This is a genomic window from Acidipila sp. EB88, from assembly GCF_003858395.1.
Taxonomy (GTDB): Bacteria; Acidobacteriota; Terriglobia; order Terriglobales; family Acidobacteriaceae; genus EB88.
In genome coordinates this window covers 154,179-180,648 of record NZ_QWEV01000005.1, presented here as the reverse complement: position 1 = coordinate 180,648, position 26,470 = coordinate 154,179, and the positions used below count along the sequence as shown (strand labels likewise).

Sequence of the window (26,470 nt, the reverse complement as noted above, 5' to 3'; positions counted from 1 at the left end):
CACTGAAACAGTGAAGATCGCGCTTGCCCAGATCAACCCCACGGTCGGCGATTTCTCCGGAAATCTAACTACCATGCTTCGCTTTGTGGAGCGCGCCGCGCATGCGGATGCCGAGCTCGTGATCTTTCCCGAGCTGTCGATCTGCGGGTATCCGCCGGCCGACCTCCTGGAGAAGCCGGCATTTGTTGAGCGCGCCCAGCAGGTTCTTGAGGAGCTTGCGCAGGGCGCTGCGGCCTTTGGCATCACGGTGCTGTGCGGCTATCCTTCGCCCGCGCCCCTCTCGACCGGCAAGCACGTGTATAACTCCGCGGCGGTGCTGAGCGAGGGCACGGTCGCGTTTGTGCAAAGCAAGCGCCTGCTGCCGTTCTACGACGTCTTCGACGAACAGCGCTACTTCGCCCCCGCCACGGCACAGCAGGTCTTTGAGATCGCAGGCGAGCGCGTGGCCATCACCATCTGCGAAGACGCATGGAACGACAAGAGCTTCTGGGAGACGCGCCGCTACCAGGTCGATCCCATCGAGGAGCTGATGCGGTCCGGGGGGGTGCCGCAGGGTTCGGAACCGCCATCGCTGATCCTCAACATTTCGGCGTCGCCGTACTGGCGCGGCAAGCATGCCACACGCGAAGCGATGCTCGCTGCCATCGCCCGCCGCTACGAGCGGCCGGTGGTGATGGTGAACCAGGTAGGCGGCAACGACAGCCTGTTGTTTGACGGTACCAGCCTCGCGCTCAACCGCAGGGGCGAGGTCGCGGCGCGTGCGCTGTCGTGCGTCGAGGACATGGTTTTCTTCGATACTGCCACCGAGACCGGCATGATTCGCCCGGCGATCGACGATGAGGATGGCCTGGTGGTGGAAGCGCTGGCGATGGGCGTGCGTGACTACATTCGCAAGTGCGGCTTTCGGCAGGTGCTGATCGGCCTGAGCGGCGGCATCGACTCGGCGCTGGTGGCGGCCATTGCGGTGCAGGCGCTTGGCGCGGAGAATGTCATCGGCATCGGCATGCCCAGCGACTACTCGTCCACCGGCTCCATTGACGACAGCCGGGAGCTTGCCCGCAACCTCGGCATTCGTTTCGAACTGGTGCCGATCGCGCCCATGTTTGCCAGCTTCACCACCGCGCTTGCGCCCCTGTTCGATGGCGCGGCGGCGGACCTCACGGAAGAGAACCTGCAGTCCCGCATTCGCGGAACGCTGCTCATGGCGGCTTCCAATAAGTGGAACGCCCTGGTGCTGACGACCGGCAACAAGAGCGAGATGGCCACAGGGTATTGCACGCTCTACGGCGACATGGTGGGGGCGCTGGCCGTGATCGGCGACGTGATGAAGACCGAGGTCTACCGGCTGTGCCGCTTCATCAATCGCGAGCGCGCGATCATCCCGGAAGCGATCCTCACCAAGCCGCCCTCGGCCGAGTTGCGACCCGGCCAGCTGGACTCGGACTCGCTGCCGGACTACGAGCACCTGGACCCGGTGCTTGCCGCCTATGTGGAGCACTACGAGACCGCCGACGAGATCGCCGAGGCGACGGCGCTCGACCGGAAGGAAGTGGCGCGGGTGTTGAAGCTGGTGGAGCGGAGCGAGTACAAGCGCCAGCAGGCCGCGCCGGTCCTGAAGGTCACGGAAAAGGCATTCGGCATGGGCCGCCGCTTCCCGATCGCGGCCAAGGCGCAGGTGTAGCAGCGGGTTTGATTCGGCGCGGCACCTGGCTAGGAGTGCGTCGGCAGCAGCACGCGGTCGCCCTGCGCGCTTGTGTGCGAGAGTCGCACAATATGCGGCGTGATGATCATGATCAGGCTATCCCGCGTGCGGTCCGTCGTCTTGTTGGTGCCAAGGGTAAAGCCGGGGATCTCGCTCAGAAAGGGCAGCCCGATGAGGCTGTGACTTTCCTGTTCGGAAAGAAGACTGAACAGCACTGTTTTCTCGCCCGGCTTTACGTTGAGGATGGAGTTGCTTTCGCGGTTGTTGATGATGGGGTTGCTGTTCAGCGTCTGGCCGCTCAGGGACGAGAGCTGCAGTCGCAGCTTCAGCGAGATGCCCCGACCCTGCTCGACGCGCGTGGTCGCGGTCAGGGTCAGGCCGATGTCCTGGTACTGCACCTGGGGCACGCTTGCGCTGGCCGCCGAGGTAAGCGACGCGAGGTTGACCCCGAGGTTCTGCAGCGTGTTGGAAAGCCCAGCGGAGGTGATGCCCGCGATGCTGGTGGAACCCGTGGCGAGGTTTGAGTAGGAGGACGTCACGATCGGGTAGCGCTCGCCGATCTTGATCGTGCCTTCTTCCTGGTCCAGCAAGCGGAGCTGGATCTTGTCGAGCATCCGGGTTTCCGAGGTGGCGAGCAGGGCATTGGCGGACCCGCTGGCCAGGGTCAGTCCGGTCGTGGTGATGCCGCCGCCGAAGTACGCGAATGGTTGCGAAAGCAGGGTAGTGCCGGCCTGGCCGGACAGCACCAGCGCCAGCGCGATCTCTTCAATGTTGCCGGGACTTGCCAGACCGCTCGAAATGATCTCCTGCACCAGCGTGGGATTGCTCGAGATGAGGCTGTTTACTTCCGAGGTCACGTTGAAGATGCTGGTGGTCTGCGGCAGCTGCACGCCCTCGTTGGCCATCCGTTCGCTCTGGACTTCGTACACATCCACGTCGAGCATCGTCTCGCTGCGACCGGCCAGCAACTCGTTCACCTCGTGGTTGAAGGCGCGCATGCGCAGACCCGGCGCGCGCACGGTGAGCGTGTTGCTGGACTCGTGCACGTTGGCCTGCGTGGCTTCGAAGACGTTTTTCGCGATGTTGCCCACGTCGGAAAGCTCCGCGGTGGTCAGGCCGGGCAGGTAGATCGTTTCAAAGGCTTCCCGCTCGTATTTGGTGCGGTTCTCCTTGGTGTCGAGCGCCAGCAGTGCGCGCTGTGGATCGAGCGGAACCAAAAACGTGTTGGTTGCCAGCGTGACCATCTGCTCCGCCTGGGCGTAGGTCACATCGTCGGCGTCGAAGTGCACGCGGTCGCCGCCGGCGCCGGTCACCGACGCGTCTACCGTGGGCGCAACGCCGTAGGCGGACAAAACCTGCTTGAGCACCTCGGACCGGGAAAGCAGCAGGTGGAAGCTCTGCGTGTCGCCTTTCGGGGCGAGCTCGACCAGCGGACCGGCATCACTCCTGGCCGGCTGCAGCGTTGCCGGCTCACGGGAGGCGTTGTCGTCGGCCAGGTCATGCTGGTGTTCAATGACCAGCGGATTGCGGCTGTCCTGCTCGGCGGCAGCGCGCAGACGCGCGCGCCAGGTAGCATCGTCGCCCTTGAGCCGGGCCTTGAGGCCCTCCTGCATGAGTTGCGTGGCGTAATTGTCGCGGGCAATTGCGAGCGCTGCCTCGTCGTCAGCGTTGGACGGATCGAGGGCGGCCGCCTTGCCGAAGTTTTCTGCCGCGAGGTCGAGACGCTTGTCCTCGATGGCCTTGGCGCCTTCCAGGTAGAAGTGGCGCGCCCGCTCGCGATCGCGGGCGCTGGCCGGTTTCGGGGCGTTCGGTGGCATCGCGGGAGACTGGCTGCGTACACCTCCCGCCGCGGCCAGTATCTGGTTCGCGGCGGTGACTGCGGTCTGGCTCGTGGCAGCCTGCGGCGGCGCGGGCGCACTGACTGCCTCGGACTGAGTCTGGGGCTGGGCGGTCAGTGCTGTACCGAGCAGACAACAGGCAACAAGCGCCCCGGTGGCAGGTCGCAACTAGCGCACCTCAGCCGGTGAGGTCGCAGTCTGCAGGAGCAGGGCTTCGAGAGAGGTTGCGCAGATTTCAGGCTCCGCCTCCATCAACTCGTCGAAGGAGTAGTTGCCGGTGGCAACGGCGATGGTGGGCAGGCCGTTGGCGCGGGCAGCGAGCACGTCGAACTTTGTGTCGCCCACCACGCATACCGTCGCCTGCGGGCCGGCTGCTTCCCGCGCCAGCAGCAGGGCGTTGGCAATCATGTCCGCTCGCTGGTCGTAGCGGTCCGCAAAGCCGCCGAAAGTGAATGAGTCACGAAGACCAGCCACTGCGACTTTGATCCAGCCAATGGTTTCGATGTTGCCGGTTGCCACTCCCAGGGCCGCGCCACGCCGCTTCAGGTGCTCCAGCGTCGGGATCACGCCGGGCATCACGTGGAGGTCCATCTCCAGCTGCTTGGCAGTTACGGACTCGGTCATGTGCCGGAAGATGTCGTCGAAGTGGGGACGCCACGCGCTCTCCTCGAGCCCGGAGCGCTGAAACGCGTCCCGCAGGATGCCGGGATCGGTGTTGCCGTGGAGGGTGACTCCGTCGAGCACCAGGGGCTTGCCCGTGACATGCTCCACGGCCGCGAAGAAGGAGTCGTAGTGCACCCGGTCGCGCGAGCGCAGCAGCGTGCCGTCGATGTCGAACAGGTAGGCGTCGTAGGCGTCCCAGTGGAACCCCGGACGAATGAAAACGGGCGCGTGCAGCGGCGAGGACGCGTCGGGAGCTGCCGGGATGGTGGGTTGCAAGGGGGCTGTCATACGCACAAGACTAAAGCACGGCAGCTAGCGGGGAGTGTTGCCTGCGCGCTTCATCTCAAGCATTGGACGTTCGCTGCGGGGTGGACGTTTCAGACCGGCACGCACCTCCGCCGGATCAATCGCCAACTCGGTGATCATGCGGCTCAGGGTGTTGCGGTGCACCTGCAGCTCCTTGGCTGCCTTGCACTGGTTGCCGCGGTGTGCCAGCAGCACCTCCATCAGAAACCGTTTGCGAAACTCGCGTACCGCTTCGGTGTAGGTGATACCACCGGCATACATCTGCCCAACCAGGGAATCCAGCTCGCGTTTCACTCAGGCTTTCTCGCTTTCCTATTGCTGCTTGTTGCTGTGGTGCCCGGGGTCGACCTCTGCCGCCGCGGCCTTGCTGGTGCTGCTGATCTTGTCGAACTCGTCGAGCGTTACCACCGGGGAGCCGAGTGCTCGCGCAGTAGCATTGCTCCGTACATCACCTTGTCGCGCAGCCGGGCGGGCGTGCCCACTGTGCTGCCTCGGGCCGCGGCCACGAAGTACGGGCCCAGCCGGGAATCCCGGAGCCAGGGCGAGGCTGGCCAGAAAGCCACCAGCAGCAAAACACCAAGGGTCACCAGCACCGCACCCTTCACCAGTCCAAACGCAGCACCCAGCAGCCGGTCTGCCCAGCCCAGTCCGATCGAGCGCACCGACCAGCGAACCGCCCGGCCCACCAGGCCCGCTCCCACCATCACCGCCAGGGCGATGCACAGGAACGCGGCGGCATCCGCCAGCGCGGCCGAGCGCAGCCAGGGCGTAAACCACGGCAGCACACGTGTGTAGTTCCAGCTTGCCACGCCCACACCCGCCACGATCCCGGCAAGTGAAAAAGCTTCCAAAAAGAATCCGCGCCGCGCGGCCTGCAGCACGCACAGGAGCAGGATCACCACGATCACCCAGTCCGTTGCCGCCACCTGGGTTCTCCTTTACCAGGCCACCCGGCGTTGCCGGCCGGGAGGCATTTTCACAGAGAAAGTGCCTTGCCGGTCAGCACGCGGTAGGCCTCCAGGTACTTCTCCTGGGTTCTCTCAATAATCTCCCATGGCAGGACGGGCGCAGGCGCCTGTTTGTTCCATGCCACGTCCTCAAGGTAATTACGAACGAACTGCTTATCGAAACTCTGCTGTGCGCCGCCCGGGGTGTAGCCGTCCCTGGGCCAGAAGCGCGAAGAGTCGGGCGTCAGCACTTCGTCGGCCAGCAGGATCACGTCGCCCACGGTGCCGAACTCGAACTTGGTATCGGCCAGGATCAGCCCGCACTGGTCGGCATGCCGCGCCGCCTGGCTGTAGATGGTAAGGCTGAGGTCGCGAAGCGTCTCCGCTTCCCTGCGGCCGATGCGCTCGCATATGTCCGCAAACGAGATGTTCTCGTCGTGCTCACCCTGCTGGCTCTTGGAAGCAGGGGTGAACAGGGGCTCGGGCAGGGCATCGCCCTCGCGCAGCCCCGCCGGAAGGGCAATGCCGCAAAGCGCGCCGGTCTGCTGGTAGTCCTTCCAGCCGGAACCCGACAGGTACCCGCGCACCACGCACTCTACCGGAAACATGTTGGCGCGCTTGACCAGCATGGAGCGGTCGCGCAGCTCTTCCCGGAACGGCAACAGCTCCGTCGGGAACACGTCCACCTCCGACTGGATGAGGTGGTTCGGGACGGTGTGCTCCAGGAACTCGAACCAGAAGAGCGAGAGCTGCGTCAGCACCTTGCCCTTGCCGGGGATCTCACTGCCGAGTACGTGGTCGAAGGCAGAGATGCGGTCGCTGGCAACCAGGAGCAGGTCATCTCCGACGGCGTACAGGTCGCGTACTTTGCCGCTCGCAATCTTGGGAATGCCAGCAAGCGATGTGGGCAGGATGTCTTGCAAGAAGTGCCTTTCCGGAGCGGGGAGTGTTGAGTCATCGACCGCGCCGATACCCGATTCTGCGGCGGTGCCCGTGCTTTGTCAATGTGGTTCTTTGGCGGAGCCGGACGGGCGGCGACACTCCACAAAGCTTGAGGAATCTCGTGTTTACAACGGTATCGTGTCGGGCCGCTGCCCGACAACCGGCGCGGGACCACTGCGCGCGGCGGCCACCAGTCGCCGTACCCGCGCGCCCTGTTCTGCATTACGGGTATTCTTTTCTGATGCAGGTGCGAGTCCTTTTTTTTGGAGTTTTGCGCGAAACATTCGGGGACAGGGAACAGTCAGTCGAGCTGCCCGGGCCTGACCACTCAGTGGGCGGGCTGCTGCGGCACCTGCAAACAGGCAAGGGCACGCACCTCGCGAGCCTGTGGCCCCGGCTTGCCGTGGCCGTAAACCGGGAATACGCGCACAGCGACCATGTACTGCAGGGTGGTGAGGAAGTGGCATTGCTGCCCCCGGTAAGCGGCGGGTTGGGAAGCGACCCCGCCACGCCCGGCATAGTGGAAACCGTGCTGCTCACCGACCAGCCCCTGCGCACCGACGAGGCCGTGGCATTTCTCAAGGCCGGCTCGGATGGGGCAGTGGTGGTTTTCGACGGCATTGTGCGCAACAACACCCGCGGGCGGCAGACCCGGTACCTGGTGTACGAGGCCTATGAGGTCATGGCCCTGGCGCGGATGCAGGCACTGGTCGACGAGGCCGCCGAGCGTTTCTCCGTGCGCCAGGCGCTGCTGCACCATCGCCTTGGCCGGCTCGAGATCGGGGAGACCAGCGTGCTGATCGTGGTCGCCTCCGCCCATCGCGGCGCTGCCTTTGACGCCTGCCGCTGGATCATCGACACGCTGAAGCAATCTGTGCCCGTCTGGAAGAAGGAGTACTTCGTGGATGGGGCAGTGTGGGCGGATGGCGAAGCGTTTCCGCCGGAGCTGCAGGCCGGACTGGAGCCGGGCGCTTGAGGCCACTGTTTTGCGCGGCGCTGCTCTGGGCACTCGGGCCTGGCTGTTGCGTCCCGGCCATCACGGCGCAGGATGCCGGGGAGCAGACGCTGCGGGTGCAGGTGCGCCTGGTCAGCCTCTATGTCAACGTCACCGACGCGCACGGCGCGCCCATCGCGGACCTCGCCAAAAACAACTTCGCGCTGAGCGAGGACGGCGTGGCGCAGACCATCTCCGTGTTTGAACGGCAGACCAACGTACCGCTTTCCGCAGTACTCGCGATCGACACCAGCGGGTCGACCCGCAAGGATCTGGGCGCTGAACAGCAGGCCGCGCATGATTTTGCCCAGGCGCTGGTAGCCCCGCCGAACGCCGCCCAGGCGTTGCCCCAGCCCGGTATGAGCGGCGGTGCTGCTGCCCCGGGAAAAGACCAGTTGGCGCTGTTCGAGTTCAACTCCGACGTGCGTGAGGTGGTGCCTTTCACCAGCAGCGTGCGCGCGATCGATGGAGGCATCGGCCGGCTTTCGCATGGACCCGCAACCGCTTTCTACTCGGCCGTGCTGCTTGCGTCGGAAGCGCTCGCAAACCGTCCCGGGCGCAAGGTGCTGATCCTGGTCTCCGACGGCAGCAACACGGTCTCGGGTACCACCTACGACGAGGCGCTCGCCGCGGCCCAGCGCTCCGACACCATCCTGTACAGCCTGATCGACGTGCCGATCGCTGCGGACGCCGGGCGCGACACCGCCGGCGAGCACGCCATGATTACCCTGAGCCAGGAGACTGGAGGCCGCTACTTCTACGTGGACCAGGGCGGCCTGGCGGCAGCGCTGCGCAAGGTCAGCGACGATCTGCGGACGCAGTACCTGCTCGCCTACTACCCGCAGCGCGGTGCGAAGCCTGCGGACCCGCTGGCCGGGCCGAGCGGCTTTCACACGCTGCATGTGAACCTGCAGGGCATTGCCCCAGCCTCGGGAGCGACGGCGCATTATCGGAGCGGCTACTATCGCGCCGCGGCCGATCGTTAAGCAGCCAAAAGCAGCCGCTGCCCTCTACAATGTCGCTATGACTGGGAATGGCAAGCCGCATGGCTCCGCTCGGAACGCGCCCGCTCTGCGACGATCGAAATCCATGCCCCCTGGCGACAGCGGGCAGGAGGCCCTGTACCTGCGCTTCCTGAGCGAGAAACAGGTGCCCGTCAACGTCAAGCTCCGCGATGGCGAGGTCGTCACCGGCTGGATCGAGTACTTCGACGAACGCATGATCCGGTTGACGCGCGAGGCGCAGCCAAACCTCTTTATCTACAAAGAGCAGATCCGCACCATCAGCGAGCATCCCCGCCGCGAAGAAGCGCGCCAGCGTGCCTTTGCGCGCAAGGCTTCGGCGGGCACGGCGGCAGGCACAGCAGCATCAGCAACAGAAGGAGAAACAACCAGGTGAGTGCTTTGCCGCAAGGCGTTGCGTGGAGTTGGATCGGGCAGGCAGCCCCGATTGCCCAGGAAGCCGGTGCCCTGTTGCGCGAGTTCTACGCGCGTGGTGTGGCCACCGAGTACAAGACCGATGTGGACCTGGTGACCGAGGCCGACCGCGCCAGCGAGAAGCTGCTGCTCGAGCGCCTCACGGCCGCTTTCCCGGAGCACGGCATCTTCGGCGAAGAGGGCACGCGGACCCGGCTCGACGCCGAGTATCGCTGGTACGTGGATCCCCTGGATGGCACTACCAACTTCGCGCATGGTTTTCCGGCCTTTTGCGTCTCGCTCGGCCTGGAGCACCGGCCCCCCGGGCTGCCGGAAGGACAGGACGGGACGCTGGTTGCCGGGGTGATCTACGATCCGCTGCGCGATGAGCTCTTTGTGGCGGAGCAGGGCAAGGGCGCGTATCTGAACGGGCGGTCCATGTATGGCTCCAAGGTGCCGTACCTGGGCGAGGCATTGCTGGCCACCGGTTTCCCGAGCCGCTCGCGCCATGCCAATCCGAACGCGCACTTCTATCACGAGCTCACCATGCGCACGCACGGGCTGCGCCGGGCGGGTTCGGCGGCCCTGGACCTGGCCTATGTCGCGGCAGGCCGCATCGATGCCTACTGGGAGTTCAACCTGAACCCGTGGGACACGGCGGCCGGGACGCTGCTCGTGCTGGAAGCCGGGGGAACGGTGACGCAGTTCGACGGCAAACCCTTCCTGCTGGATAGCCGCGAGGTGCTCGCCACCAACGGCAGGCTCCTGCCCGAGGTGCTCACGGTATTCGCCGACATGTTCGCAGGACGCAACCTGGCGCCGCTTCTAAGCCCCGCTGAGTTTGCCGCACAACGCAAGAGCCGTGTTGAGAGTGCTGAATAAGGGCTGTCGCCTGCTACAATTTTCGCTATACACCGTATCGGAGACGCTTTAGATGGCCTACGTAATCGCTGAACCCTGCATCGGCACCAAAGATTCCGCCTGCGTTGACGCTTGCCCGGTCGACTGCATTCACCCCAAGAAAGACGAAGGCGATCATGGCGCAGTCGATCAGCTGTTCATTGATCCTGTCGAGTGCATCGACTGTGGCGCCTGCGTACCCGTCTGCCCTGTTTCCGCCATCTTTGCCGGCGACGACCTGCCGGAAAAGTGGGCCCACTTCGCAGAAAAGAACTCGACGCATTTCGGTCGCTAGACCGCTGCACGCACCAAAAGGCCGCGCACCAGGTGCGCGGCCTTTTTACGTCTGAATGGACCGGAAGCGCGCTAGCGGCGGCCGTGATGAGGCGAGGTCGCGTGGAGCAGCGCCGCGGCAAAGCGGGTCCAGGCCGAGGCTGCTGACGGCTCAAGGTGCGTGGAGCGGTGCGCCGTGGCTGCAGTACCCGGACGGAGCCATTCTGAACCGATGGTGAGGTCCGGAAAGGCATCGGCCTGCGCCGGATGATGCGCACATCCACAGCCTTGGCAGGCAACTGCCTGCTGGACGCAGCGCGCTTCGCAGCAGCAGTCACAAGCGGTTTCCAGTTGCTCCGCCGCTACCATCTGGTGGCAGCCCGGGCAGGGAACGGGCGAGGCATCAAGGGTTCCCGCGGGGGAGAACGTCTGCTGGCGAGTGTCCCGGTGCGGCGTCGCGTTGCGAAGGAAGTCCATAACGTCAAGTTAGTCTTGACCTTCCTCCGCGCGGGTAAGTGCGTAACATAACGACTAACTAAAGTAAGCGGCAGCTTATATCTTCCGGGCTCCTACCACTTAGGTTGCAGGGTGCGCCGGAAGCCCGCGAGGGGGTTGATGAAGCGCAAAAAGGAGCGCGCCGATAACGCGGCGCGCTCCTTTCCTGGTGCCTGTTTGGGCAGCAGCAGTCTAGAACTCGCTCCAAAGGAACTGGTTGTAGACCTCGTGGTGAAACTGCACCTCGCCATTCTTTACAAAGGTGCCGAGCAACCGGGGACAGCGATCGGCGGAACCCTGCTTCAGGTCGGCGAAGCGCTGCTTGACGTCCGCCCCCAGCAGTTCCGTGGTCCACTCCGCTGCGCGGAAGTCGTCGATGGCGGTGTAGATGTTGTCGGGCAGGTAGCGCTCTGCCTGGCGCAGATTGTCGATGTCCGCCTTCTTGCCATGCAGCCCGGACTTGAAGATCGAGAACAGGACCAGGTACGGGTTTGCATCCGGGCCGACCGAGCGGACCTCGACGCGCGCGCTCTTTTCGTTGCCAATCGGCACACGCACCATGGAACCGCGATCCGTGGCAGAAGCCTTGATCTGGTTGGGCGCCTCGAAGTGGGGGTCGAGACGGCGATAGGCGTTGACGCTGGAGTTAAGCAGCAGGCAGATGTCGTTCCCGTGGGTCAGGATGCGATCGATGAAGTCCCAGCCCGCGGCGGACAGCTTCTCCACGCCCTGTGCATCCCAGAAGATGTTCTTGCCGCCCTTGGTGATGGAGACGTTGGTGTGCATGCCGCTGCCATTGACGCCTACTACCGGCTTGGGCAGGAACGAGGCCGTCATGCCCATCTGCTGGGCGATCTGGCGGCAGATCAGCTTGTAGAGCTGGATCTGGTCGGCAGCGGTGACCACCTCGGTGTAGCTGTAGTTGATCTCGAACTGCGAAGGCGCGACTTCCGGGTGGTCCTTTTCGTTCTCGAAGCCCATGGCGCGCTGTACTTCGGCGGCGCGGTCAATGAACTCGCGCAGCGGGTCGCCCGGCAGCGAGTGGTAGTAGCCGCCGTGGTTTACATACTCAAAGCGGCAGTTCTTGTGGAAGTTGCGCTCTGCGTCCTGGCCCTGGAAAAGGAAGCCCTCGATCTCATTAGCCGCGTTGAGGGTCATGCCCTCCTTCTCGAACAGGCCCTGTGCGTAGCCCTTGAGCACGCCACGCAGATCGCCGGCATAGGGCTTGCCTTCCTTGTCAATCACTTCGCCGAATACCAGCACCTTGCCCGCGCCAAAGACATCGGCCGGTGCCCAGTAGAACGCGGCCCAGTCGATTCCCAGGCGCAGATCGCTCTCGCGCTGTGCGGTGAAACCGCGAATCGACGAGCCGTCGAAGGTGAGGTTGTCATAGCTGCTGACCAGGAAGCGCTTGTCGTAATCGAGCATGTGCAGACGGCCTTCGAGGTCGCTGAATAGTACGGTCACTGCCTTGATTCCATCCTCTCCCCGGAGATACGAGAGGCGTTTATCGCGAATGGCATCGGGCGAGACTCGGTTGCGGCGATCTTCCTTTGCCTCAAGGTTCAGCTTTTCGAGTTCAGAGTAGGGAAGGGATAGAAAGTTGCGCAGATCGTTCAACATGGAGCTCCTGTGGACATGATTCCATCGCTCGGGCAGACCACCGAGAGCTCGCGCTCGGTGCAGTCGGAAGCTCCAAACTGCTCACACCGGAACGGATGGATGTTCTGCAAACAAGGGTACAGAGGACTCTTTCCGTTGCCTATTGTGATTAAGAAACGTTATCGGGCGCATAAGGGGCGCTGATGCTGAGCGGTGCCTGCTGCGGAAAGAGCCTTGTCGGGGATGGCACACTCTGCCGGGTCGCCCTGCCCGCGCCCATGTACGAGAATGAGGTATGGACTCTGTGCGGATCGATAAATGGCTTCTGGCGGCCCGGTTTTTCAAAAGCCGCGCACTGGCAACACACGCCTGCGAACTGGGCAGGATCGAGGCCAATGGGCAGCGAAGCAAAGCGTCCCGGGATGTGCGCGTGGGCGACACACTGGAGATCCGCAACGAGGGCGGCACGTTCCAGGTCGAGGTGCTGGGCCTCAGCGACGTGCGCGGCTCTGCTGCCGTGGCCCAGGCGCTGTACCGCGAGACAGCAGCCAGCATGGCAGCGCGTGAAAAAGTAGAGGCCGAGCGCAAGGCCATGCATGCGCTTGGCCTTGCGCCCGAAGGCAGACCCTCCAAGCGGGATCGTCAGCAACTCGACCGGGTGCGGGGACGCGGCTGAAGAGTCCAGCTCACAAGGCGCTGGCGAGCCTGTAACAGGGCGTGTTTGCCGCCCATTCCTTGACCAGGTGAAAGGCCCGGGGGGCCGGCGTGTGTGCGGTGGTGCGCCACACTGGTTTCACCACCAGATTGTGACCCCGGCGGCTGCCCCGCATGTTAGTTTTCGAGGTGCGAAGCAGGCTTGCCGGCTAAGCAGGGCAACACAAGCCATCCCGGAGCGGTGATCAAGGATGTGCCAAGCGAGCATGGTCCAGCAGGTTCCACTCTGGGGCGGTGAGCTGCGCAGCCTGAGACTTTGAATGGCAGAGGGCAATGCTGGATGAAACTTTCACTCGTGGTGGCCACTCTTGGACGGACCCTCGAGCTGCATGACTTGCTGGCGGGATTTGCCGCGCAGCCGTTTCACGACTTCGATGTAGTGATCGTGGACCAGAATGGGGATAGCCGCCTGGACGGCATCGTTGCCGAGTTCGAGCACCGGTTCCCGATCCTGCACCTGCGTTCCGACGTGAAGAATGTATCCCATGCCCGCAATGTCGGGCTGGCAGCGGCCACGGGCGAGATTGTCGGGTTTCCGGACGATGACTGTCAGTTTCAACGCAACACCATGATGCTCGCCATGCGCCACTTCGAGCAGGATCCCCAGCTTGCGCTGCTGGCCGGGAACTACATCAATCCCCAGGGCAAGCGGGTCAACGGCCGTTGGACCGCCCGGTCCTGCGAAGTGAACGACAAGACCGTGTGGACCACGGTGCAGGCCTCGTCTCTGTGGGTGCGTACGCATGCCGCGCGTGAGGTGGGCGGTTTCGACACCGCCATCGGGCCCGGGACTCCGTGGGGCTCGGGCGAAGAGCCTGACTTCGTGATTCGCGTGCTGCGCCGCGGCTATCGCGGCTACTACGATGTGACGCTCGGGGTACTGCACCCGGACAAGAGCCTGAACCCGGTGGCCGGCGAGCGCGCCTTCAAGTATGGCGCCGGCATGGGGCGCGTGCTGCGCAAGCACGGCATCGCCCTGCGGATCACACTGCCGTACTTCTACCGCCCCATCGGGGGCGTGCTCTGGAGCCTGCTGCGTGTCCGGATGAACTTCGCCAGCTACTACTGGGGCACCTTCCGCGGACGCGTCTTTGGCTACATGGCCACACCCGCACGCTCGTCACCCTAGAAGAGACGCCACCCGCATAAGGATGAGCATGACAGCTGGCGGCCGCCCGTGCTCGCCTGGCAGCAGTACGCAGGCGGCTGCTTTTCCGCGTGTTCCAGAGTTCACCGACGAGGCCAAAACGAGGGTGGCGACGCCGCGCCACGCGTGCATTTTGCGGAGTAGTCCTGATTACCTTGGAGTGGTGATCCGGTGCTTTCCGCCCGACCTACACCTTCGGGGTAGGTCAGATCCGGCCGTGCCCCGCCCTGCTTGAAGTTGCGCTCGGTTGTGAAAGCGAAGCCAGGATGCGTCTCCCCTGAAGGGTGCAGAAAACTCACGCAAAGTGTGTAGATATTTCTTAGCTACAGCGAAGTTACAGCGCAAAACTAAGTAGAAGTTACGCTTGTAATGAGTTCGGCCTATCGACAAACCTAGCCGAAGTCTCTTATCTAGAAGCTGACACGAGGGCTTCTTCGAGAGCTTGCTGGATGTTCGGAGATCCATCCTTGTATCTGACGTTAGAGCAGAATGTCCAGGAGATATCGATGTCTAACCAGCTGTATACAACTTTCGGGGCAGATGTAAGAGCTCGTTCCACTTTCGCTCCTCTGCACTCGGCTAAGAATGGGCCGCTGGGTGTTTCCCGACTCGCGCGACTAAGAACTCCTGAAGCCCATGCGGCTGCTTCCGCGGACAATGTGCAGCTTTCCGGCTTGAAGAAGCTTGCAAGCGCCGCGTCCTACCTGTCGTTCCATTCCAAGTCCGAGATGTCGGCCTGCTTTGAGGCTATTCAAATTTTGCACGACTGTTCGCAGGACGTGCTGGAGGAAAACATGAAAGCAGGCGGAGACCTGGTTGGATCTGAAGACGCAATCTGGCAGCGCGCGGAAGCGCGGTGGGAGCCGCTTGACCCCAAACTCACAACACTGACCAGCCGCCAGGCGCACCACGCTGCGGCCCACGAGCGTTCTGCCGCGGTCGTGGTGGCGAGGCCGTTGTCGCACGGCATCCGTGCAACGGGCCTGTCCATGAGCGATGGCGGTTCCATCGATTGCGCGGAGTGCAAGCACCACACGATGACCCGCGTGGTTCGGCACTCGTTTATGGCGCGGTACGTGTATGCGACATTGGGCTACTACCCCTGGGAGTGCGGCTTCTGCCTGCACAAGGTCAACCTGCGGCAGCGCTCCAGCGCTGAAGCCTCGGCCGCCAAAAGCAAGAGCATGGGCGTCGAGCGAGAGCGTCACTCCATTACGGCCATGAGCTATCCATTGCCGCGATAAGCGCTCGCGGGCAGGCAAGTAGCTGTAGTTGTCGGGCCGACCCTTTGGGGTCGGCCCTTGCTGTTGGAGTCGCGAAGGTTTTGCGGGCGTCGCTTTGCGGTGCTGAACATCCTCTGTTGCGCGCGCGTAGCGGCCCGGCGAGCGACACGCAGTGATCCGGTATTCTCAGGGGGAGCGTCGCCTGGGCGATCGCTGGTGCAGGGAGGGCCACTGGTTTCACCCTGGAGAGGAGCTCTCACGGAGCACAGCTACGAAGCCGTTGTTTTACGCACCTGGCCGATCCGTGAGGCTGACCTGATCGTCTCTTTTTTCACCAGGGAAGCCGGCAAGGTGAAGGGCGTTGCAAAGTCAGCAGCCAAGTCGCGGCGCCGATTCGGCGGCGCACTTGAGCCAATGACCCACGTGCGCGCGCACTACACCACGCGTCCCCGGCAGGAACTGGTTCGTCTGGATTCGTTCGAGATCCTGCACTCGCCCCTGCGGGAGCCTGCGGATTATGGACGGGCCGCGGCCCTGGCCTTTTTCACCGAGGTCCTGGATGAAATGCTGCCCGACCACGACCCGCAGGATGCCACATTCCGTTTGCTGCTGCATGTGCTCGAGCAGACGAGGGTGGACCGCATCTGGATGCCGGTCACGTACTTTGCGCTCTGGATGGTGCGCCTGATGGGCTGGATGCCGGACCTGCGGCAGTGCACGGTATGCGGCAGGCCGTTTGAGGCGCAGGGGCCGGCATACTGGCACCCTGATGGCGATGGATTGCTGTGCGCGGAGCACCGCAAGCTAGGGTCGATGACCATGTCGCCTGCCTCGCGCCTGCTGGCCGAGCAGTTGTTTCACGCGCCTGCGGAGCGTTTTGCTGCGGCCCCGTGGCCACGCAGCCGGGCCGCCGACCTTCGACGGTTTGCGATGCAGTCGCTGGAGCGGCATGGCGAGCAGCGTTTGCAGAGCGTGGGGGCGCTGGCGCGCCTGGGCGGCTGAAGGGTATCGCCCGGACCGCATAGCGCGCTGCGCTTGCCGGACAGGGCATGCTCGGAAGCAAGTCCGGATTGTTCTGTCGCGCGCTCTGCAGGGTGTGCGCTAGGGCTGTGTGCTGTTGGTGGCAGCCGCAGTTTTGCCCCTGGCCCAGTCGGGCGAGTCCAGCGTCCATGTTTCCGTGGTTGCACCGGTTGGGCCTACCCGTGCCTGCACGAAACCGGAAGCAAGTTTTCCCTTGCGCCCGGCCGTGATGTCGAAGTGGGCCTCGCTGCCGCTGGTAAGGGCTGGTGTGAACTGGATCGACACCGTGTGTTCCGGCCTGGCATGGATGGGTCCGAGCCGCACCCGGTCGGTGGCCCAGCCCTGCGGCGTTGCTGCTGCTTCGATTGTGATGGCCGTGGCTTTGGCCGCGTCAGAAAGCGTCAGCACGGTGCTGCTTGCCGAGGCGTGGTCGAGATGCGCGGAGTAGGTAGTGCCCGCAGCCGAGTTCAGCTTCCAGTCTGCCCCGTCGGCCATCACGGCTGGTTGGTCGTCGGTCCACGTGTTGCTCACCGGCGCCAGCGAGAGGATGTGTACATCCTGGGAGACAGCGCCGTGGTAGGGCACGAAGTAGGGTGGCTGCGCATACTCCTTCCACACGTCGGCTGTGCTGGTGATCCCGCCGACCCGGAGGGCGGTGCCCTCGCCGGCGAGCGCGCCCTGTTCGCGGTAGAGCAGTACTGGCGTTGGACCCTCGAAAGGCGTCAGCCCCTTGCCCTGCTCGCTCATGTCGGTCCCCTGCACAAACTGCCACTGCACGGGCACCCCTTTTTCCGTGTTGAAGCGCAGCAGGTACTGAGCGCCCTTGGCTGGCGCGTCCGGATGATCAAGCTGCATCGGCACGGCAAATGCGTCGTCACCCTTTCGCTTTGCTTCGGCGAGCAGCGCCGGGGTATTGACGTAGTGGATGCGCCGGCCGCTCGCGCGCTCGGTCAGCGTGACATCGTAGGCAGGTTCCTTGGCGCGATCGTCCACGTCGAGAACGATCATGCTGTAAGGCAGCTCTGCGCCGACGAACTGCACCACCTGGAGCGGCCAGTAGCGGTAGTACAGGCCGGCAGGCGGAAGCAGGGGCGGTACTGTCGGCGGGACAACGGGTGCTGTTTGCGCGGCCAGCGACAGGGCTGCGGCAATGGCCATGCAGGGAAGAGCGAAGATCAGTCTCAAACTCGGCATACGAAGCCCTCGTTTAAAGCGGAGCCATGGTGGTTAGAAGGCGAAGCGTGCGCCGAGCTCGATGCGGCGTGCTGCCTCGGCGGAGAGGGATTGCGAGAAGGTGGGGGACGAAATGATTGTGCTGACTCCGGTGACATTTGTGTGATTGAGCAGGTTGGCGCTGCGTGCATTGAGCGCAAGGGTGCGAGGTGATTCTGTCTTTTTGCGGCTGAGCTTGAAGGTGCGCGCGATGTTGAGGTCGAGGTGCACGGTGGCCGGCATGGTGCCGAGATTGCGCGGGACGTTGCCGTTGATGGTGTCAGTGCTTAAAAGACCGAACTTGGTCGGGTATACACCGGTTCCCGCCGCGGTGGCGTAGGTCGGGCGGTCGTTGAACTGGCCGTCGCCGTTGGCGTCGGTACCTGTGGTGACGTTGTAGGGCGGCCCGGACGACGCGTTGAACTGCGTGGAGAGCTGGACCTTGTACGGCAGGTTGAGGTTGCCGAAGGCGAAGAACTGGTGCCGTTGCTCCCAGTCGGCGCGGGACTTCTCGCCGGCATCGCTGTACGAGGACTGAGGAAAGACCGTGCCATTGCCGACGTCGGTGTCAAAGTGCATGTTGAGGTAGCCGGCGAAGAAGCCGAAGCGTTTGTATGAGTGCTGGTCAAGACCAAGGAACAGGATCTTGCCGGTGAGATGACCCGAGGCTTGGTACTGGAGGATGTTCAGGTTGGGCGCAATGGGTCGGGGGGCCAGCAGGGCTGCGGTGGGGTCTGGCGCGACGCCATACTCATCTGCTACGAGAGGGGCATTGATGTTGCGGGCGCGGTTGGCCTGCGCGCCGGAAACGTAGAAGAAGCTGCTCTGCGCGTGCCAGTGGTGCGGGAAGTCGTGCTCTGCGCCTACCTGTGTCTGGACGATAGGATCCTGCGGGAAGTGTGGGGGAAATTGCCAGATGGTGCCGACCTGGATGGATCCAGCGACCGGCGTCAACGGCGAGGTAAACGAGGGCGAGTACACGAGCGCATCGCTTTGACGGACGCCATTGAGACGGTAGACATCGGTGGCGGCGCTCTGTGCGCGCACATTGTCGAAGATGCCGAAGCGCGCGTTCAGCACGGTGTGCGACTTCTTGTCCGGCGACCAGGCAAGCCCGATGCGGGGCGCGGCATTGGCGTAGCTGCCAGGCGAGGTCTGCAACTGGTAGCGCACGCCGGCCGACATGGTGAGGCGGGGCTGCAGCTTGAAGGTGTCCTGCGCGTACACGGCAACGCGCCACTGGGTGAATGCCACCAGCGGCGTGCCAGAACCCTGCTCGTAGGTAGTGGGCGTACCGCCGGCCGTGCCTGCCAGCGCAGCCTGGTACTGCGCCAGCGGGGTGAGGTTTGCGGCGGAACCGTTGCCGATGCCGCCGCCGAAGGTGAAGCTCCCGTTGAAGTTCGCCGGGTCGTCCTCATGCACAAAGATGCCCAGTGACTGCACCCCGATCTTGAGGGAGTGCTTGCCGCGCGTGAGCATCGCGTCGTCGTCAACCTCGAAGTCGCGCTCGCGGTCGTTGAGATTGCCTGCGGCCGAGCCGCCGCCGGTGAAGTAGCCGGAGACCTGGACGGCGGGTGCGCTGGAGTTGGGGCTCTGCGCCGTGTCTTTCCAGGTGAAGCCGATGTGGGTTTCGTGCAGCAGGCTGGGGCTCACGGTCTGCGTGTTGGTGAAGCGCAGGTCGTACTCGGCCACGTGGCTGCCGTATCCGGCTTCAAGCAAGGTGAGGCCGCCCACGCCCTGGTTGCCCAGATCGTTCACGTTCGCCGAGAAGGAGAGTGTTGCGACGTTCTTCGGGGTGACCTGCCAGTCGCCGCGCGTTGAGGCGATCCACAGCCTTTCCGGGGCGGCCACTGTCTGGTGCATGGAGGCCTGGTCGAGGTTGCTGTCGAGCGTCACGGCGTTGACCACGTTGAACTCGTCAATGTCGCGCTTCTCGAGCGCCAACGTGAAGTCGCTGCGATTCCGCAGGATAGGCCCGTTGAGCTCGAAGCCGTAGCGCCGCTTGCCGGCCGGGGTGGCGATGGTGGAGAAGGGGTCGGTCGCGTTGAAGCTGCCATCGCTGTCGGTCAGGAACAGCGCGCCGTGGAAGGTGTCGGCGCCGGGCTTGGTGAAGATCTCGATGCGGCCGCCCTCGTACGGGGGCTGCTCGTACTCGGACGAGAACATGTCGGGGTTGACGCGGATGGACGCGATGGAGGACTTGGGCGGAAGTGAGCTGCCGTTCTGGAAGCCGTCCACCGTGACGGTGGCGCCGCCGGGTACGCCGCCGCTCGTGGCGGCCAGCACCTGCAGCTGCCGGGCGAAGTCGTCCGGATCGTCAGCAAGTTCCTGCACATCCTTGCTGGTGAGCGTGTGCGTGCCAACACCGTGATCCGCATCGATGGTGGTGGCGTCTTCGCCCACGGTGACCGTGGTCTCGACCCGGCCCAGCATCATGGCCACATCGAAGTGCGCAGAGGTACCCGGCTTGCGGTCGGTGGCATCCACCGTGCTCTGTGCAAAACCCTGCGCCTGGATCGCCAGAGTCGCCTTCTCCGCGGGCACGCATGGCAGCAGAAAGTGGCCCGCAGTGTCCGTGGTGACCACCTCGCCGTCGGCCGCTTCTACCTGTGCGTTTGCCACGGCGGAGCCTTTTGGATCGAGCACCGTTCCTTCAAGGCGCACGCCGCCCGTGCAGCTTTGCGCATAAGCCGCCCCTGGTGTCAGCAGGCCTGCCAACGTTGCCAGGGTGAGTCTTCGATGCCTTGTGTTGCTCCGTCCCATACCGTTCCTCGTTCTGCCTGCGGTTACCTGTCTATGCTGCTCGACGGGGCACTGCAGCCCCTAGTGCCTGTTGTCATCGAAGCGCCATGACAATCGTCATGGGCGGCGCAGCAGCGAGGATACGACGAGACGGGTGGTTCCAAGGAGGCAATCGGCGTCACACGCATCACTCCGGTAAACTTCACAGTGTGGCGGACGCTATCTGCCTGGAAAGACACCCGAGTGGCCTCTTCTGCAATCCAGTCCCCGGCGGCGCTCTATCCGCTTACCTTTCAGGAACTTCTTTTTCGCCTCCAGAGCTTCTGGGCTGAGCGCGGCTGCGTACTGCAGCAGCCCTTTGACATGGAGATGGGCGCGGGCACGATGTCGCCCGAGACCTTTCTCAGGGTGCTTGGACCGAAGCCGGTGCGCATTGCCTATGCGCAGCCCTCGCGGCGCCCGGCCGACGGCCGATACGGCGAGAACCCCAACCGCCTGTACAAGCACACACAGTTCCAGGTGATCCTGAAGCCGCCACCGGCCGACGTGCAGGAGCTGTACCTGCGCTCGCTGGAGGCCATCGGCATCGACTTGGCGGAACACGATCTGAAGTTCGAGGAAGACAACTGGGAGTGGCCGGTGGGCGGCGCCTGGGGCGTGGGCTGGCAGGTGATGCTGGACGGCCTGGAGGTGACGCAGTTCACCTACTTCCAGCAGTGCGGCGGCATGGACCTGGACCCGATCTCGGGCGAGATCACCTACGGGCTGGAGCGCATTGCGGCGTTTCTGCAAGGGGTGGACTCGATCTACGACATCGTGTGGGCGCGCGACCCGGAAACCGGTGCGGTGGTGACGTATGGCGACATGCGCCTCGAAGAGGAGCTGCAGCTTTCCGTGTACTCCTTCGAGGCGGCCGAGGTGGACAAGCTGTGGGAGCACCTGCGGCTGTACGAGGCGGAGTGCTCGGCGTTGCTGGGGAGCTTTCAGGACGCGTCGAAGCTTGCGGGCGCGCACGCGAAGCAGCATGAGCGCCTGCTGAATGAAGAAACAGCGAAGCCGGCGCAGGAGCTGGATCTGCGGCGCTTCCCGGTGCTGGGCGCCTACGAGCTCTGTTTGAAGTGCTCGCACCTGTTCAACCTCCTGGATGCGCGCGGCGCGATCTCGGTGACCGAGCGGGTCGCCGTGATGGCCAGGATTCGCGCGCTGGTGGTGGGTGTGGCGCGTGCCTATGCCGCACAGGGCGCAGCTACCATGCAGGGCGCGGCCCGGGAAACGAGAAGCTAGGGACATGGCTGATTTTTTGCTTGAAGTTGGTTTGGAAGAAGTGCCGGCGCGGATGCTGGCGGCAGCGCAGGCTGAGCTCGGTACACGCGTCTCGACGCTGCTGGAGCGGGAACGCCTGCTCGCTGCCGGGGCAGTGGTCACCACCTACTCCACGCCGCGACGGCTGGCGGTGCTGGTGCAAGGAGTGGCGGCGCAACAGGCGGACACCGAGGAGCGACTGACGGGACCGGCCTGGGCGATCGCGTTCAAGGGTGGCGTGCCGACGCCGGCAGCCCAGGCGTTTGCGAAGAAGGCCGGCGTTGGGGTCGAGCAGCTTGTGCCGCTGGCCACGCCCAAGGGCGAGTACTGCAGCGCCACGGTGGCGCGGCCCGGGCGCGCGGCGGCGCAGATCCTGCTGGAGCAGCTGCCAAAGGAGCTGGCGGCGCTGAACTGGCCCAAGCCCATGTACTGGCGGCCGGGCAAGCCGGAGCGCTTTGTGCGCCCGGTGAAGTGGCTGGTAGCGCTGCTGGATGAGTCGATCGTGCCGGTGGAGTTTGCCGGTGTCACGGCCGCGAATGTGTCGCGCGGGCACCGTGTGCTGCATGGCGCAGCGCCGGTTGTGCTCGGAAGCCCGACCGGCTACCGCGAGGCGTTGCTGGCGGCCCGGGTGATGGTGGACGTGGAAGCGCGGCGGCACACGATCCGCAAGGCGCTGGATCGCGTATGCCGCACGGTGCCAAACGCACGCTGGCGCGAAGACGTTGCGCTGGTCGACACGGTGTGTCACCTGACGGAGTGGCCTTCGGTGGTGCTTGGCAGCTTTGAGCCACGCTACCTGGCGTTGCCCGAGGAAGTGCTGGTGACCGTGATGCGCGATCACCAGAAATACTTCGCCGTGGAGGATGCAGGGCACACGCTGCTGCCGCACTTTCTCACGGTGCTGAACACCGAAACCGACGAACGTGGTGAGAGCACCATCCGCACCGGCAACGAGCGCGTGCTGCGGGCCCGCTTCAACGACGCGCAGTTCTTCTGGGACTTCGACCAGAAGATACCCATGGTGGAACGCGTCGCCCTGCTGGAGAAGGTGACGTTTCACAAGGACCTCGGCAACTACGCGCAGAAAACCGGGCGGACCGCGGCGATCGCCGATCGGCTTGCCACGCTGGCGGCGCGCCGAGGGGTCGCGGTGGACCAGGCTGCGCTGGCGCTGGCGGTGCGGCTCAGCAAGGTCGACCTCACCACCGAGCTGGTCAAGGAGTTCACCGAGCTGCAGGGCATCGTGGGCGGGCTGTACCTGCGGCACGCGGATGGCTCGAGCACGGGCCGCCTGGCCGCGGAAGCCATTTACTGGCAGTACCTGCCTGCGTCCATGAGCGACCCAGCGCCACCCACTGCGGAAGCGCAGTTGCTGGGGCTTGCGGATCGTGTGGGCACGATCGTGGACATGTTCGCGCTGGGCCTCGCGCCGAGCGGCTCGCGCGACCCATATGCGCTGCGGCGCGCGGCCAACGCGGTGATCAAGATCCTGGCTCACTCGGGCCTGCCGCTCGGGCTTGGCGAGATCCTCCAGGCCGCGCAGACGGATGCGCAGGGCGTGACTGCTGTGCATGGCTTCCTTGTGGAGCGCCTGAGTTACTACCTGCGCGAGACCATCCAGCTACCGGCGGACGTGGTGAGTGCCGTGCTTGCCGCGGAGAGTGAGAGCGTGGCCGACGCGCAGGCGCGCGCCGAGGCGCTGGCGCAGGTGCGCGGCACCGAGGATCTCGCTGCCATCGCGGCGGCATGGAAGCGGTCCAAAAACATCCTTCGGCAGGCCGCGGAGAAGCAGCTTGCCCTGGCGGATGAAGTCACCCGGGAGCACCTGCTGGAAGCGGCCGAGCAGGACCTGTGGCAGGCAGTGGAGACGCTGCTGCCCATAGCGGAGCGCTTTCGCGCGGAGCGCAATTACGGCGGAGCGCTGGAAGCCATCGCGACCCTGCGTGTGCCGGTGGATCGCTTTTTTGAAGAGTGCATGGTGCTGGTGGAGGACGCGGCGCTTCGCGGCAACCGCCTGCGCCTGCTGGATCGCATCGTGCACGAACTGGGCCGCATTGCCGACTTCTCCGAGTTGAGCCCGGCAGCGGAGTCAGCTACTGCGGCAGTTGCAAGTTCGGGCGCGGCGGGCGGAGCCACCGCATGAGGCAGCGGTGCGGCGTGCTCTGGGCGGCGCTGCTGCTTGCAGGCAGCGCCGCGCACGCGCAGCAGATGCCGCCGGTGCAGTACGCCGAGCTGGGCGCGTGCATGCTCGAGAGTGGCGCAACGATCGAAAGCTGCCGCCTTGGCTACCGCACCTTTGGAACTCTGGATGCGGCGCGCGATAATGCCGTGCTGTTTCCCATGTGGTTTACGGGGCGCAGCGGCGACGTGGGCGCGCTGGTTGCGCCGGGCCCGGGGCATTTCGTCGACACCAGCAAGTTCTTTGTGATCGTGGTGGATCCATTTGGCAACGGGGTGTCGTCCTCGCCTTCCAACAGTAAGGCGCAGCATGGCACGGCGTTTCCTGTGTTCACCATACGCGACATGGTGCGTGCGCAACAGCGTCTCGTGCGAGACACGCTGCACCTCGCGCATCTGCGGGCCGTGGTGGGCGAGTCGATGGGCGGCATGCAGTGCTTTGAGTGGGCGGTGGATGCGCCTGCCATGATGGATCGCGCCGTTTCCATCGTTGGCTCGCCGCAGCTTACGTCGTACGACCTGCTGGTGTGGTCCGCGGAGAAGGAAGCACTTGAGAGCGATCGCGCGTACATGAGCGGCCGTTACAAGGCTAACCCGGCGCTGCCGCTTGTTTCGTACCTGCACCAGATGAACCTGTCGTCGCCGGAGTTTCGCGTGGACCATACGACGCGCGAGCAGTTCCCGGAATACCTGCGGCACACGGGAACAGAGATGCACACCGGCACCGATGCGAATGACTACCTGCGGCAGTTACAGGCCGTGCTCTCGCAGGACATCGCGCATGGAGGCGATATCTTCGGCGTGGCCCGACTGGTGCAGGCGAAAATGCTGATCATCAATGCGCAGCAGGACCACATGGTGAATCCGATCCCGGCGCTCAGCTTTGCGAAGCTCATCCATGCGCAGACGGTAGTGCTGCAGTCGGACTGCGGTCACATGGCGCCAGGCTGCGAGATCAACACGATCTCGCCGGTGATCGATCAGTTCCTGGCGCAGAAATAAGCGCGCATAGAAGCGGCGGTGGCTAGCCCGCGCTGGTCCCGCACTCGGCAAACGTAAGCTGTGCGGCGGCGCTGCCTGTTTCTTCCTTCCATGCTTCAAACAGGCGGCCATAGCTCAGCGTCAGAAGGTCATGCGGTGCGAGTCTCAGGGCTGAACATTGCCGGTCGATCCACGATTCGGAGCCTTCGAGTTCGGCAAAAAGGCCGATCGGGGTTTCGTCGATCACGCAGTGGCCTGTCCCGTCGGTCCACTCCGTGCGGTACTTTTCGTATTCAAACGTAGCCACGTAGCCAAGCCGCTCGAACACTGTGGCCAGCGCCATGCCATCCTCAATCACGGTTTCTGTTTCGAGGCGGTGCTTGAGACGTTCGGCGGGGTCGAAGTCGGGCGGCAGGCACTTGTGCGTCAGCACCCAGCGGTCGCCGTAGCGGCGGATGCGCAGGATGGAGCGCGTGCCCCGCAGCGAGTGATCGGGCGTGTCAAACAGCAGGTTGTGTTCAAAGGTGCGCGGCGTTTGTTGCTGAAAACCGAGCGCCGTGAGGCGTTGCTGCAGAGTGTTCACGTCCGCGACCCGGAACTTGACCTCGATCTCGACCGGGCTCTTGTGCTCACCCTGCGGTGCGTCGGGCTGGTTGCTTTGCCGCGTATGCTCCATGCACCAAGTATACGAAGAGCGCACGCGGACCCGGCGTGGCTGGGCGCGGCATAATGGGGGCATGGCTTTGTTGACGGCGCGGCTTTTTGCGGACCCGGCCGACCCCTGGGGGTCGGCCAGCAGCCGTGCTGCGATTGCGGAGGCGGCCGCCCTGTTGCGTGCCGGCGCCACTGTGGCCTTTGCAACCGAGACCGTGTACGGGCTGGGTGCGAACGCGTGGGATGTGGCCGCCTTGGAAAAGATCTTCGCTGCCAAGCAGCGGCCCACGTGGGACCCGTTGATCGTGCATGTGGCGGATATGGAGATGCTCTACAGCGTCGTGGCGGAGGTGCCGGAGCCCGCACGGCTGTGGATCGAGCGGTTCTGGCCTGGACCCCTGACGCTGCTGCTGCCGCGAAGCGCCGCGGTGCCGGACCTGGTCACCGCAGGGCGCGCTCGTGTGGGTGTTCGCATGCCGCGACACCCCGTGGCGCAGGCACTGTTGCGTGCTGCCGGCTGCCCCGTTGCGGCGCCCAGTGCCAACCTGTTCGGGCATACCAGTCCAACGTCGGCTGCGCACGTGCTTGCTGACCTGGATGGCCGGATCGATGCGGTGCTGGATGGCGGTGCTTCCGAGCATGGTTTGGAATCGACGGTTGTGGACGCCTGTGAGGACCCCTGCCTCGTGTACCGCCCGGGGGCCGTCACGCTGGAGCAGCTCGCGGCCGTGTGGCCGAGGGTGCGCATGCACCAGGCTGTTCCGGGGACAGAGCTTGTAAAGCCACAAGCGTTGCCGTCGCCCGGCGTAGGGCTGCGGCACTACGCACCGCGTGCGCGGGTGGTGCTGGTGGACTATGACGCCGAGCAATCGGCGCAGGCGTGGGAGATTGTGCGGGAGGTGCGCGCGCTCATGCCGGGCCGCGTCGGGCTGATGCTTCCCGAGGGCCTGCTCACAGCGGAGCAGCAAGCGCAGCTGCCATCGGCGTTGGTGCGATTTCCGTGGGGCAGATGGCAGGAACTACCGGAGCTTGCGCAGAGTCTTTTCGCGGGGCTGCGATGGCTCGATGACGCCGGGGTCGATCACATTGTGTGTGCTTTGCCAGCGGCAGAAGGCCTCGGATCGGCTTTGTGCGACCGGCTGCGCAAGGCTGCCATGCCCAAGGCATAGAGCATTTCCACGATGGTTCCCATTCGTCCGGGCATGGCTTTGCAGTGGCTT

General features: G+C 64.5%; 23 protein-coding genes. 14 read left to right on the top strand and 9 right to left on the bottom strand.

Annotation, left to right across the window (positions count from 1 at the left end; genetic code table 11):
* The first annotated feature begins 10 nt into the window (after window positions 1-10).
* Window positions 11-1,681, top strand: a complete 1,671-nt coding sequence (locus D1Y84_RS01740; protein ID WP_124846972.1) for an NAD+ synthase — start codon at window positions 11-13, stop codon at window positions 1,679-1,681.
* A 29-nt stretch (window positions 1,682-1,710) separates the two neighbouring features.
* Here the strand turns inward: D1Y84_RS01740 and D1Y84_RS01735 are convergent, their stop codons facing one another.
* The 5 genes from D1Y84_RS01735 to D1Y84_RS01715 form a co-directional block, all read right to left on the bottom strand.
* The gene (locus D1Y84_RS01735) at window positions 1,711-3,708 is read right to left on the bottom strand and encodes a type II secretion system protein GspD (protein WP_124846971.1); all 1,998 of its coding nucleotides are present in this window, start codon (window positions 3,706-3,708) and stop codon (window positions 1,711-1,713) included.
* Entirely contained in the window at window positions 3,709-4,491 is a 783-nt protein-coding gene (locus tag D1Y84_RS01730) for an HAD family hydrolase (protein WP_124846970.1), read from the bottom strand.
* Between the two features lie 24 nt (window positions 4,492-4,515).
* Entirely contained in the window at window positions 4,516-4,803 is a 288-nt protein-coding gene (locus D1Y84_RS01725; RefSeq protein WP_124846969.1) for a helix-turn-helix domain-containing protein, read from the bottom strand.
* A gap of 107 nt (window positions 4,804-4,910) precedes the next feature.
* Window positions 4,911-5,435: a CvpA family protein gene (locus D1Y84_RS01720; RefSeq protein ID WP_124846968.1), complete on the bottom strand. Its 525-nt coding sequence runs from the start codon at window positions 5,433-5,435 to the stop codon at window positions 4,911-4,913.
* A 50-nt stretch (window positions 5,436-5,485) separates the two neighbouring features.
* Window positions 5,486-6,379, bottom strand: a complete 894-nt coding sequence (locus D1Y84_RS01715; protein WP_124846967.1) for a phosphoribosylaminoimidazolesuccinocarboxamide synthase — start codon at window positions 6,377-6,379, stop codon at window positions 5,486-5,488.
* Between the two features lie 260 nt (window positions 6,380-6,639).
* Between D1Y84_RS01715 and D1Y84_RS01710 the strand changes: the two genes are divergently transcribed.
* The 5 genes from D1Y84_RS01710 to D1Y84_RS01690 all read left to right on the top strand — a co-directional run bounded on the left by D1Y84_RS01710 (window position 6,640) and on the right by D1Y84_RS01690 (window position 10,002).
* Window positions 6,640-7,374 carry a molybdenum cofactor biosynthesis protein MoaE gene (locus tag D1Y84_RS01710; protein WP_124846966.1) on the top strand — a complete coding sequence of 245 codons (735 nt, stop codon included), beginning with the start codon at window positions 6,640-6,642 and terminating at the stop codon, window positions 7,372-7,374.
* On the top strand, window positions 7,371-8,378 hold the full coding sequence (locus D1Y84_RS01705) for a VWA domain-containing protein (RefSeq protein WP_158615261.1): 1,008 nt from the start codon (window positions 7,371-7,373) through the stop codon (window positions 8,376-8,378). Before D1Y84_RS01710 ends, D1Y84_RS01705 begins: the two co-directional genes overlap by 4 nt.
* A 103-nt stretch (window positions 8,379-8,481) precedes the next feature.
* Window positions 8,482-8,790 (top strand): RNA chaperone Hfq, encoded by a 309-nt coding sequence (locus tag D1Y84_RS01700; RefSeq protein WP_233580959.1) that lies wholly within the window; start codon window positions 8,482-8,484, stop codon window positions 8,788-8,790.
* Window positions 8,787-9,689: an inositol monophosphatase family protein gene (locus D1Y84_RS01695; protein WP_233580957.1), complete on the top strand. Its 903-nt coding sequence runs from the start codon at window positions 8,787-8,789 to the stop codon at window positions 9,687-9,689. Before D1Y84_RS01700 ends, D1Y84_RS01695 begins: the two co-directional genes overlap by 4 nt.
* Window positions 9,690-9,741: 52 nt before the next feature.
* Window positions 9,742-10,002: a ferredoxin family protein gene (locus tag D1Y84_RS01690; protein ID WP_124846963.1), complete on the top strand. Its 261-nt coding sequence runs from the start codon at window positions 9,742-9,744 to the stop codon at window positions 10,000-10,002.
* Window positions 10,003-10,667: 665 nt separating this feature from the next.
* Here the strand turns inward: D1Y84_RS01690 and D1Y84_RS01685 are convergent.
* On the bottom strand, window positions 10,668-12,098 hold the full coding sequence (locus tag D1Y84_RS01685) for a glutamine synthetase family protein (RefSeq protein ID WP_124846962.1): 1,431 nt from the start codon (window positions 12,096-12,098) through the stop codon (window positions 10,668-10,670).
* A gap of 274 nt (window positions 12,099-12,372) precedes the next feature.
* Between D1Y84_RS01685 and D1Y84_RS01680 the strand changes: the two genes are divergently transcribed.
* The 4 genes from D1Y84_RS01680 (at window position 12,373) to recO (ending at window position 16,163) form a co-directional block, all read left to right on the top strand.
* Window positions 12,373-12,753 (top strand): RNA-binding S4 domain-containing protein, encoded by a 381-nt coding sequence (locus D1Y84_RS01680; RefSeq protein WP_124846961.1) that lies wholly within the window; start codon window positions 12,373-12,375, stop codon window positions 12,751-12,753.
* Between the two features lie 318 nt (window positions 12,754-13,071).
* Window positions 13,072-13,920: a glycosyltransferase family 2 protein gene (locus tag D1Y84_RS01675; RefSeq protein ID WP_124846960.1), complete on the top strand. Its 849-nt coding sequence runs from the start codon at window positions 13,072-13,074 to the stop codon at window positions 13,918-13,920.
* A gap of 692 nt (window positions 13,921-14,612) precedes the next feature.
* The gene (locus tag D1Y84_RS01670; protein WP_124846959.1) at window positions 14,613-15,182 is read left to right on the top strand and encodes a hypothetical protein; all 570 of its coding nucleotides are present in this window, start codon (window positions 14,613-14,615) and stop codon (window positions 15,180-15,182) included.
* A 195-nt stretch (window positions 15,183-15,377) separates the two neighbouring features.
* Window positions 15,378-16,163, top strand: coding sequence for a DNA repair protein RecO (gene recO, locus D1Y84_RS01665; RefSeq protein ID WP_370245686.1), 786 nt, complete (start codon window positions 15,378-15,380; stop codon window positions 16,161-16,163).
* A gap of 99 nt (window positions 16,164-16,262) precedes the next feature.
* Here recO and D1Y84_RS01660 read toward each other — a convergent pair whose 3' ends face one another.
* Together D1Y84_RS01660 and D1Y84_RS01655 are read right to left on the bottom strand one after the other, a co-directional pair.
* Entirely contained in the window at window positions 16,263-17,375 is a 1,113-nt protein-coding gene (locus D1Y84_RS01660; protein WP_124846958.1) for a hypothetical protein, read from the bottom strand.
* A gap of 33 nt (window positions 17,376-17,408) precedes the next feature.
* Window positions 17,409-20,156, bottom strand: a complete 2,748-nt coding sequence (locus D1Y84_RS01655) for a TonB-dependent receptor (RefSeq protein ID WP_124846957.1) — start codon at window positions 20,154-20,156, stop codon at window positions 17,409-17,411.
* A gap of 222 nt (window positions 20,157-20,378) precedes the next feature.
* Here D1Y84_RS01655 and D1Y84_RS01650 point away from each other — a divergent pair, with 222 nt between their 5' ends.
* Genes D1Y84_RS01650 through D1Y84_RS01640 form a run of 3 tightly spaced genes read left to right on the top strand, consistent with a single transcriptional unit; the run spans window position 20,379 to window position 24,617 of the window.
* A complete protein-coding gene (locus D1Y84_RS01650; protein ID WP_233580955.1) occupies window positions 20,379-21,419 on the top strand; it encodes a glycine--tRNA ligase subunit alpha in 1,041 nt (346 codons plus the stop codon).
* Between the two features lie 4 nt (window positions 21,420-21,423).
* Window positions 21,424-23,580, top strand: coding sequence for a glycine--tRNA ligase subunit beta (gene glyS / locus D1Y84_RS01645; protein WP_124846956.1), 2,157 nt, complete (start codon window positions 21,424-21,426; stop codon window positions 23,578-23,580).
* Entirely contained in the window at window positions 23,577-24,617 is a 1,041-nt protein-coding gene (locus D1Y84_RS01640; protein ID WP_124846955.1) for an alpha/beta fold hydrolase, read from the top strand. The genes glyS and D1Y84_RS01640 overlap by 4 nt, the downstream gene beginning before the upstream one ends.
* Before the next feature lie 22 nt (window positions 24,618-24,639).
* On the opposite strand, the gene D1Y84_RS01635 is transcribed toward D1Y84_RS01640, so the two are convergent.
* Window positions 24,640-25,335 carry a class IV adenylate cyclase gene (locus D1Y84_RS01635; protein WP_233580953.1) on the bottom strand — a complete coding sequence of 232 codons (696 nt, stop codon included), beginning with the start codon at window positions 25,333-25,335 and terminating at the stop codon, window positions 24,640-24,642.
* On the opposite strand from D1Y84_RS01635, the gene D1Y84_RS01630 reads away from it, so the two are divergent.
* On the top strand, window positions 25,334-26,419 hold the full coding sequence (locus tag D1Y84_RS01630; protein WP_124846954.1) for an L-threonylcarbamoyladenylate synthase: 1,086 nt from the start codon (window positions 25,334-25,336) through the stop codon (window positions 26,417-26,419). The genes D1Y84_RS01635 and D1Y84_RS01630 overlap by 2 nt on opposite strands.
* Window positions 26,420-26,470: the final 51 nt, after the last annotated feature.

Coding starts and splice junctions, on each gene's coding strand:
- D1Y84_RS01730 (WP_124846970.1), bottom strand. CDS start 4,491: ATGACAGCCCCCTTGCAACCCACCATCCCGGCAGCTCCCGACGCGTCC.
- D1Y84_RS01710 (WP_124846966.1), top strand. CDS start 6,640: ATGCAGGTGCGAGTCCTTTTTTTTGGAGTTTTGCGCGAAACATTCGGG.
- D1Y84_RS01700 (WP_233580959.1), top strand. CDS start 8,482: ATGCCCCCTGGCGACAGCGGGCAGGAGGCCCTGTACCTGCGCTTCCTG.
- D1Y84_RS01690 (WP_124846963.1), top strand. CDS start 9,742: ATGGCCTACGTAATCGCTGAACCCTGCATCGGCACCAAAGATTCCGCC.
- D1Y84_RS01685 (WP_124846962.1), bottom strand. CDS start 12,098: ATGTTGAACGATCTGCGCAACTTTCTATCCCTTCCCTACTCTGAACTC.
- D1Y84_RS01680 (WP_124846961.1), top strand. CDS start 12,373: ATGGACTCTGTGCGGATCGATAAATGGCTTCTGGCGGCCCGGTTTTTC.
- D1Y84_RS01675 (WP_124846960.1), top strand. CDS start 13,072: ATGAAACTTTCACTCGTGGTGGCCACTCTTGGACGGACCCTCGAGCTG.
- D1Y84_RS01660 (WP_124846958.1), bottom strand. CDS start 17,375: ATGCCGAGTTTGAGACTGATCTTCGCTCTTCCCTGCATGGCCATTGCC.
- D1Y84_RS01655 (WP_124846957.1), bottom strand. CDS start 20,156: ATGGGACGGAGCAACACAAGGCATCGAAGACTCACCCTGGCAACGTTG.
- glyS (WP_124846956.1), top strand. CDS start 21,424: ATGGCTGATTTTTTGCTTGAAGTTGGTTTGGAAGAAGTGCCGGCGCGG.
- D1Y84_RS01640 (WP_124846955.1), top strand. CDS start 23,577: ATGAGGCAGCGGTGCGGCGTGCTCTGGGCGGCGCTGCTGCTTGCAGGC.
- D1Y84_RS01630 (WP_124846954.1), top strand. CDS start 25,334: ATGGCTTTGTTGACGGCGCGGCTTTTTGCGGACCCGGCCGACCCCTGG.
- D1Y84_RS01635 (WP_233580953.1), bottom strand. CDS start 25,335: ATGCCCCCATTATGCCGCGCCCAGCCACGCCGGGTCCGCGTGCGCTCT.